General features: G+C 73.1%; 1 pseudogene. It reads right to left on the reverse strand.

Annotated features, from left to right (window positions below):
• Positions 1-260, reverse strand: a pseudogene (locus IE98_RS44085) (transposase); the annotation flags it as partial.

The following is a 260-nucleotide window of genomic DNA, read 5'->3' on the forward strand; positions in this document are numbered from 1 at the left end:
GCGTCCAGGAGGGGCAGGAGTTGGGTGACGTCGTGGCGGTTGCCGCTGGTCAGCGTGACGGCGAGCGGGGTGCCGTGCCGGTCGACGATCAGGTGGTGCCTGCTGGCCGGCCGGGCACGGTCGACCGGCGAAGGTCCGGTGTGAGCCCCCCTTTGAGGGCTCTGACGTGCGAGCCGTCGATCGCGGCGTCGTCCATCTCCAGCAGCCCTGCCGCCCGGAGTTCGGCGAGCAGGACCTCGTGCAGGCGGGGCCACACGCCG

It is taken from the genome of Streptomyces sp. NRRL B-24484, assembly GCF_000717715.1.
Lineage (GTDB): Bacteria > Actinomycetota > Actinomycetes > Streptomycetales > Streptomycetaceae > Kitasatospora.